7 protein-coding genes and 1 tRNA gene are annotated in these 7,425 nt (G+C 64.1%); 5 read left to right on the top strand and 3 right to left on the bottom strand.

Annotated features, from left to right (window positions below; genetic code table 11):
* Window positions 1–11: 11 nt before the first annotated feature.
* The 3 genes from nrdE to B2994_RS03595 are packed head-to-tail and all read right to left on the bottom strand — an operon-like array spanning window position 12 to window position 2,939.
* On the bottom strand, window positions 12–2,219 hold the full coding sequence (gene nrdE / locus B2994_RS03605; RefSeq protein ID WP_291527019.1) for a class 1b ribonucleoside-diphosphate reductase subunit alpha: 2,208 nt from the start codon (window positions 2,217–2,219) through the stop codon (window positions 12–14).
* Window positions 2,216–2,695 carry a class Ib ribonucleoside-diphosphate reductase assembly flavoprotein NrdI gene (nrdI, locus tag B2994_RS03600; protein WP_291527018.1) on the bottom strand — a complete coding sequence of 160 codons (480 nt, stop codon included), beginning with the start codon at window positions 2,693–2,695 and terminating at the stop codon, window positions 2,216–2,218. Before nrdI ends, nrdE begins: the two co-directional genes overlap by 4 nt.
* The gene (locus B2994_RS03595) at window positions 2,688–2,939 is read right to left on the bottom strand and encodes a glutaredoxin family protein (RefSeq protein WP_291527017.1); all 252 of its coding nucleotides are present in this window, start codon (window positions 2,937–2,939) and stop codon (window positions 2,688–2,690) included. Before B2994_RS03595 ends, nrdI begins: the two co-directional genes overlap by 8 nt.
* 311 nt (window positions 2,940–3,250) lie before the next feature.
* Between B2994_RS03595 and B2994_RS03590 the strand changes: the two genes are divergently transcribed.
* The 5 genes from B2994_RS03590 to B2994_RS03570 form a co-directional block, all read left to right on the top strand.
* Complete coding sequence (locus B2994_RS03590; RefSeq protein WP_291527016.1) at window positions 3,251–3,694, top strand: holo-ACP synthase; 444 nt, start codon at window positions 3,251–3,253, stop codon at window positions 3,692–3,694.
* A 74-nt stretch (window positions 3,695–3,768) separates the two neighbouring features.
* Window positions 3,769–3,842 (top strand) — tRNA-Gly (locus B2994_RS03585).
* Between the two features lie 49 nt (window positions 3,843–3,891).
* The gene (locus tag B2994_RS03580; protein ID WP_291527015.1) at window positions 3,892–4,530 is read left to right on the top strand and encodes a hypothetical protein; all 639 of its coding nucleotides are present in this window, start codon (window positions 3,892–3,894) and stop codon (window positions 4,528–4,530) included.
* A 136-nt stretch (window positions 4,531–4,666) separates the two neighbouring features.
* On the top strand, window positions 4,667–4,936 hold the full coding sequence (gene rpsO, locus B2994_RS03575) for a 30S ribosomal protein S15 (protein WP_291527014.1): 270 nt from the start codon (window positions 4,667–4,669) through the stop codon (window positions 4,934–4,936).
* A gap of 261 nt (window positions 4,937–5,197) precedes the next feature.
* On the top strand, window positions 5,198–7,425 hold a 2,228-nt coding region (locus tag B2994_RS03570), incomplete at its 3' end, for a polyribonucleotide nucleotidyltransferase (RefSeq protein ID WP_291527013.1).

Below are 7,425 nucleotides of genomic sequence, written 5' to 3'. Positions count from 1 at the left end.
GCCGGTGCGGTTCAGAGCATGCAGCTTACGCAGCCGCGCACTTCGGTGCCTTCCAGGGCCTGCTGCCGTATGCGGATGTAATACAGTGTCTTGATGCCCTTGCGCCAGGCGTAGATCTGGGCTTTGTTGAGATCCCTCGTGGTGGCGGTGTCCGGGAAGAACAGGGTCAGCGACAGTCCCTGATCCACATGCCGGGTGGCCGCGGCATACGTGTCGATGATCTTCTTCCAGCCGATTTCGTAGGCATCCTCGTAGTAGTCGAGGTTGTCGTTGGTCATATAGGGGGCCGGATAGTAGACGCGGCCGATCTTGCCTTCCTTGCGTATTTCGATTTTGGCGGCGATGGGGTGGATCGACGATGTGGCATGGTTGATGTACGAGATCGATCCGGTGGGCGGCACGGCCTGCAGGTTCTGGTTGTAGATGCCGTCGCGCAGAATCTCGTCTCGCAGCGACGCCCAGTCCTCGGCGGTCGGGATGTGGATGCCCCGATAGACGAACAACCGGCGTACTGTGTCGGTGCGCGGTTCCAGCGGGTGGCTTCCGTCGGTGTATTTGTCGAAGTAGTTGCCCCCGCCGGCCGGTTTGGCATACGCGGACCGGGCGAAGCCGGCGAATGCGCGCCCCCGTTCCACGGCCAGCGCGTGCGAGGCCCGATAGGCGTGGTATGCCACGGTCATGAAGTATATGTCGGTGAAGTCCAGCGCCTCCTCGCCGCCGTAGTGCATGTGCTCGCGGGCGAGGAACCCGTGCAGGTTCATCTGGCCCAGCCCGATGGCGTGTCCCTCCTCGTTGCCGCGACGGATCGACGGCACGCAGTCCATGGAGGTGTGCTCGGCGACGGCGGTGAGTGCGCGCACGGCGGTTTCCACGGTGGCTCCCAGGTCGCCGTCCATGGCTTCGGCGATGTTCAGCGAGCCGAGGTTGCACGATACGTCCCGGCCCACATGCGCATAGCTCAGGTCCTCGTTGTAGGTGCTCGGCTCCTGCACCTGCAGGATTTCGGAGCACAGGTTGCTCATGGTCACGCGTCCCTCGATGGGATTGGCGCGGTTGACGGTGTCTTCGAACATGATGTATGGGTAGCCTGATTCGAATTGCAGCTGCGCGATGGTCATGAAGAATTGGCGCGCGTCGATATAGGTTTTCCGAATGCGCCTGTCGGCCACCATCTCGTCGTAATGCTCGCTGACGGAGATGTCGGCGAACGGTTTGCCGTATACGCGTTCCACGTCATAGGGGCTGAACAGCGCCATCGCCTCCTTCCGCTTGGCCAGTTCGAAGGTGGCGTCGGGGATCACGACGCCCAGCGCCAGCGATTTGATGCGGGTTTTCTCGTCCGCGTTCTCGCGCTTGGTGTCGAGGAAGCGCATGATGTCCGGATGGTGCGCGTTGAGGTATACCGCGCCGGCGCCTTGTCGGGCCCCGAGCTGGTTGGCGTAGGAGAACGAGTCCTCCAGCAGCTTCATGATCGGCACCACGCCGCTGGACTGGTTCTCGATGTGCTTGATGGGCGCGCCGAGCTCGCGCAGGTTGGTCAGCAGGAGCGCCACGCCGCCCCCGCGCTTGGACAGCTGCAGCGCCGCGTTGATCGCGCGGGAGATCGACTCCATGTTGTCTTCGAGGCGCACCAGGAAGCAGCTGACCGGTTCGCCGCGCTGGGCCTTGCCGAGATTCAGGAAGGTGGGTGTGGCCGGCTGAAAGCGTCTGTCGATGATTTCGTCAAGCACCCGGCGGGCCATGCGTTCGTCCCCGGCGGCCAGGTCCAGGGCGACGGCCGCCGCCCGCTGGGGAAAGTCCTCGAGGTACCGCGTGCCGTCGAAGGTTTTGAGCGCGTATGAGGAATAGAACTTGAAGGCGCCCAGGAAGGTGTCGAATGCGAAGTGACGCGACTGGGCGTGGGCGTAGAACGAGTCGAGGAATTCGGGGGTGTATCGCGCGAAGACCTCGCCGTCGTAGTACTGGTGTTCGATGAGGTAGCTCAGGCGCTCGGCGGTGGAGCCGAAGGCCATGGTGTTCGGGCGCACGTGTCCGTTGATGTATTCGCGCGTGGCGGCCCGGTCCTTGTCGAATTGGATGTCGCCGTTCTCGTCGTAGAGGTTGAGCATTGCGTTGAGCGCGTGGTAGTCGTGCGACGGACCGCTGTGCTCGGATGCCGGGTCTGCGCTGCGGTTCGGCTTGCGGTTCGGGTTGCGGGGGGTGGTGTCTGTGGTGGTCACGCTATCGTCCTTGTGGGTGGGTTTGGGTGGCTGTGGAGGAACTTCGTCACGCCGGCGCGCACCTTGGCTGCGTCTTCCGGCGTTCCCATGAGTTCGAATCGGTACAGGAACGGCACGTTGCATTTGGCGGCGATGATGTCTCCGGCCGCGCAGAAGGCCGTTCCGAAATTGGTGTTGCCCGATGCGATGACGCCGCGGATCCATTGGCGGTTGTCCGGATCGTTCAGAAACCGCTTCACCTGGATGGGCACGGCTTTTCGCGGGTCGCCCCCGCCGTAGGTGGGGACCATGAGGATATAGGGTTCGCGCACCTGCAATGGCGGATCGTCGGCGTGCAACGGGATCCGATGGACGTTGACCCCCTCGTCCTGGAGATGGCAGCCGGCCACGAAGCGTGCGGTGTTTTCCGATGCGGACGAGAAGAACACCACCGCGCCGATCCCGGTGCCGCGCGTCGCCTCCGGCCGGTCACGCATGGGCCGGGGCGGAGACGGTGCCGCTGGTCAGGGCGCGGATCTTGTCCGGTCGGTATCCGCTCCACGAGTCGTCGTCGGTGACCACCACGGGTGCCTGAAGGAATCCCGCGGCCTGCAGCGTCGCCAGGGCGTCGGGATCGGCGGTGACGTCCACCGTGTCGAAGGGGACGCCTCGCTTGGCGAGCTGGCGTTTGGTGGCTTCGCATTGCGGGCAGGATGGTTTGCTGTAGACGGTGACGGTCATGGGCCCTCCGTGGTTCGGTGTGCTGTGAAGGCGGCGCTTGCGCGGTCGCTGGCGTCAGTCTATCGGTCGCGTCGCAATCCGCAAGGCACTATGTCTTGTGGTGTGTCATTGCGAAAAACACAACATGTAGTGTCTTGATTGCTTGTGGTTCCGCGCTTTTGCGGAGGTTCGGACCTGTCGCCGGCGCAGACGACCGGGCTGCGGAATGTCGGCAATGTCACATTGCCGGACGGTTTGGGCGGGGGGCGGCGCAGGTCGGTCGCGGCCGGTAGCCTGAGACAGCCGGTGGGCTGAGGGTGGAAGGAGCACGTATGCGGATGCTGGGTGTGGGGCATGACGTGGTGGACGTCGCCGCGTTCGCCGAGCAACTGGACGAACCCGGGTCCAGGATGCTCGGGTTGTTCTCGCCGCGTGAGGTGCGGCAGGCCTCCATGCGGGGCAGGGCGAAGGGCGATGGCCCGACCGTGCATATGGCGGCCAAATGGGCCGGGAAGGAGGCGGCGCTCAAGGCGTGGGAGTCCGCGCTCGGGGAGCTGCCCAGTCCCTACACGCTGGATGATTTCCCGTGGAATGGCGTTGAAATCCTCGATGACGGTCGTGGCCGGCCCCATGTGGCGCTGGGCGTCGACGTCGAACGCGAGCTGCGGGCGTCGCTGCCTCCGGTCGCCGCCGCGGGCGGGCCGCGGTGGATGATCTCGCTGAGCCATGACGGGCCCGTCGCCTCCGCGGTGGTCATTCTGGTGGATCCGTCGTGATCGGCGTGTCGGTCGGCGTTGGGCATGGTGTGTGTATAATGGCTCACGTTGTTTTGTTCGCGCAAAACGGCGACGCGGATGTAGCTCAATGGTAGAGCCTCAGTCTTCCAAACTGATTACGCGGGTTCGATTCCCGTCATCCGCTCCACTTGACAGGGGTGCTGGTGTCGGTTCCGACGGAATCTCGAGGGTGATGCATGAGCGACGATACCGAACGTTCCGATGAGTTGTTTGAGGCGGCGACCGAGATGCCGCAGTCGGACCTCTCGCTGGCGGACGATGAGAAGCGTCGGTTCCGTCCCTTTGCCTGGATCGGTTTTTTCGCGCTGGTGCTGGCGGCCATTGTCGCGCCGTACTGGCTGGGCCGCGACTTCGCGATGAATCACACGGGCCAGGTACTGGGCGTACTCACGCGCTTCGAGCCGCGAGGCATCGCACTGGTGGGCTGGGCCGTGACCCTGGTGGCATGCACCGGTTTGGGCATGGCGGTGGTGCAGACGCGGCAGTGGTCGTGGCGCTTTGTGTTCGTGGTCGGCCTGGCCGCCGAGCAGTTCCTGTCGGGCGTCTTTCTGCTTCGCGGCAATTTCTGGTATGTGACCTATGTGGTGTATGGGCGGTATGCGCAGCTGGCCAATGCCGGCAACCTCGGCATCGTTGCCGCAGGGCTCGGCGTCGCCGTGTTTGCGCTGGCGTTCGTGGCCATACTGGTGCTGATCAAAAAGGATTCCCCGCTCAACGTGCTGACTCGCAGCTGGGCGGCGTTCTCGATGTTCTTCCTGATCGAGCTGATGGCGCTGGCGATTGTGCTGTTCGGCGGCGTGATCACCGTCGTCTGACCGCGCCGGCCGTGGCCGCGGTCCTAATCCACCCCCCGGCGTACACTTTTCATTCGGCGTATTGTCGCCCGCGGATAGAGAGCGCCCCGGCATGGTGTCGGGTGCACCGCGCAGCCCAGGACTATAAGGAGGAACTGTGGCACTGACTAACGAAGAGAAGCAGAACATCATCGCGAAGTTCGCTACCCATGAGGGCGACACGGGCTCCCCGGAGGTCCAGGTGGCGCTGCTTTCCAAGCGCATCTCCGATCTGACCGAGCACCTCAAGCAGCACAAGCATGATCACCACTCCCGTCGTGGCATGCAGCTGATGATCGGTGACCGTCGTCGTATGCTCGACTATCTGAAGCGCGAGGACATCAACCGTTACCGTGCTCTTATCGAGAAGCTCGGCCTGCGCCGATAACATACTTCCGCCCGAGTGCCTAGACCGGTGCTCGGGCGTTTTGCATAATCGCCGTCCGTGCGTCCACGGGAAAATGGACCGGGAGCGAGCCGCGCAAGGTGCGCGGATGTGGAAAAGACCGGAGGGTCCGCCGGAAGGTTCGGCACGAGGACGCGGCCAGGGGGCCGCACGGGGTTTGTGAAGCATGTCCGCTGACGAGGACAGCCCGGTAGCAGAAGTTTAGTTAGGTAATTAGGAATAACAGAAAAAAGGAGGAACCCCATGGAGGGTCCCGAGATCAAGGCCGTTGAGGCCGTTATTGACAATGGATCATTTGGCAAGCGCACCCTGCGTTTCGAAACGGGTCGTCTTGCCCAGCAGGCCGATGGCGCGGTCGCCGCGTATCTGGATGATGATTCGATGGTGCTGTCCACCACCACCGCCGGCTCCAGCCCGAAGGAAAACTACGATTTCTTCCCGCTGACCGTCGATGTCGAAGAGAAGATGTACGCCGCGGGCAAGATCCCCGGCTCCTTCTTCCGTCGTGAGGGCCGTCCGTCGTCCGAGGCGATTCTGGCGTGCCGCATCATTGACCGTCCGCTGCGCCCGCTGTTCCCGCACACGCTGCGCAACGAGGTTCAGGTGGTGGAAACCGTGCTGGCCGTCAACCCCGACGACGCCTATGATGTGATCGCCCTGAACGCCGCATCCGCTTCCACCATGATCTCCGGCCTGCCGTTCGAGGGACCTGTTTCCGGCGTTCGCCTGGCTTTGATCGACGGCCAGTGGGTCGCCTTCCCGCGCTGGAGCGAGCGTGAGCGCGCCGTGTTCGAGATCGTGGTCGCCGGCCGCGTGATCGAGAACGGCGACGTCGCCATCGCCATGATCGAGGCCGGCGCCGGCAAGAATGCCTGGCATCTCATCTACGACGAGGGCCAGACCAAGCCGGATGAAGAAGTCGTCGCCGGCGGCATCGAAGCGGCCAAGCCGTTCATCAAGGTGATCTGCGAGGCGCAGGATGAGCTGAAGGCCAAGGCCGCGAAGAAGACCAAGGAATTCCAGCTCTTCCCGGAGTACACCGACGAGCTGTACGCCCGCATCGACGAGATCGCCCACGCCGACCTCAACGAGGCGCTTTCCATCGCCGAGAAGCTGCCGCGCCAGGACCGCATCGCCGAGATCAAGCAGGGCGTCAAGGACACGCTGGCCTCCGAGTTCACCGACATGGACGACGCCGAGAAGGACAAGGAGATCGGCAACGCGTTCAAGGAGCTGCAGCGTCAGATCGTGCGCCGCCGCATCCTCACCGAGGACTACCGCATCGATGGCCGTGGCCTGCGCGACATCCGCACCCTGTCCGCCGAAGTGGACATCGTGCCGCGCGTGCACGGCTCCGCCCTGTTCCAGCGTGGCGAGACGCAGATCCTGGGCGTGACCACGCTCAATATGCTCAAGATGGAGCAGCAGATCGACGCGCTGTCCGGTCCGCAGTCCAAGCGCTACATGCACAACTACGAGATGCCGCCGTACTCCACCGGCGAGACCGGCCGCGTCGGCTCCCCGAAGCGCCGCGAAATCGGCCACGGCGCCCTCGCCGAGAAGGCCCTGGTGCCGGTGCTGCCGAGCCGCGAGGAGTTCCCCTACGCCATCCGTCAGGTCTCCGAGGCCATCGGCTCCAACGGTTCCACCTCCATGGGCTCCGTCTGCGCCTCCACGCTGAGCCTGCTGGCCGCGGGCGTGCCGCTGAAGGCCCCGGTCGCCGGCATCGCCATGGGCCTGGTGTCCGGTGATGTGGACGGTCAGCATGTCTTCAAGACGCTCACCGACATTCTGGGCGCCGAGGATGCCTTCGGCGACATGGACTTCAAGGTGGCCGGCACCTCCGAGTTCATCACCGCCCTGCAGCTCGACACCAAGCTCGACGGCATTCCGGCCGACATTCTGGCCTCCGCCCTGCAGCAGGCCAGGGAAGCCCGCAGCACCATCCTCGAAGTCATCAACGAGTGCATCGACGGTCCGGCCGAGATGAGCGAGTATGCTCCGCGCATCATCACCACCACGGTGCCCGTCGACAAGATCGGCGAGGTCATTGGTCCGAAGGGCAAGATGATCAACCAGATCCAGGAAGACACCGGCGCCGAGATCGCAATCGAGGACGACGGCACCGTCTACATCTCCTCCGAAGGCGGCGAGGCCGCCGAGAAGGCCAAGGCCGTCATCGACCAGATCGCCAACCCGCATGTGCCCGAAGCCGGCGAAACCTACAACGGCAAGGTCGTCAAGACCACGTCCTTCGGCGCGTTCGTGAACCTCACCCCGGGTACCGACGGCCTGCTGCACATTTCCCAGATCCGCAACCTCGCCAATGGCGAGCGCATCGATGCCGTGGAGGACGTCCTCAAGGAGGGCGACACCGTCGAGGTCGTCGTGCAGGGTGTGGACGACCGCGGCAAGATCAGCCTTGCGATCCCCGGTTTCGAGGACCAGGAGTCCGGCGCCGGCCGTGGCGG

The sequence above is a fragment of the Bifidobacterium sp. UBA744 genome, from assembly GCA_002298605.1.
In the GTDB taxonomy this organism is placed as follows: Bacteria; Actinomycetota; Actinomycetes; order Actinomycetales; family Bifidobacteriaceae; genus Bifidobacterium.
Note: the sequence above shows the minus strand (reverse complement) of the source record. Positions and strands in the feature narration are given on the sequence as shown.

What these genes read in the sequence shown, in the direction of transcription:
- B2994_RS03590 (WP_291527016.1), top strand. Translation starts at nt 3,251, where the DNA reads ATGCGGATGCTGGGTGTGGGGCATGACGTGGTGGACGTCGCCGCGTTC.
- B2994_RS03595 (WP_291527017.1), bottom strand. Translation starts at nt 2,939, where the DNA reads ATGACCGTCACCGTCTACAGCAAACCATCCTGCCCGCAATGCGAAGCC.
- B2994_RS03580 (WP_291527015.1), top strand. Translation starts at nt 3,892, where the DNA reads ATGAGCGACGATACCGAACGTTCCGATGAGTTGTTTGAGGCGGCGACC.
- nrdI (WP_291527018.1), bottom strand. Translation starts at nt 2,695, where the DNA reads ATGCGTGACCGGCCGGAGGCGACGCGCGGCACCGGGATCGGCGCGGTG.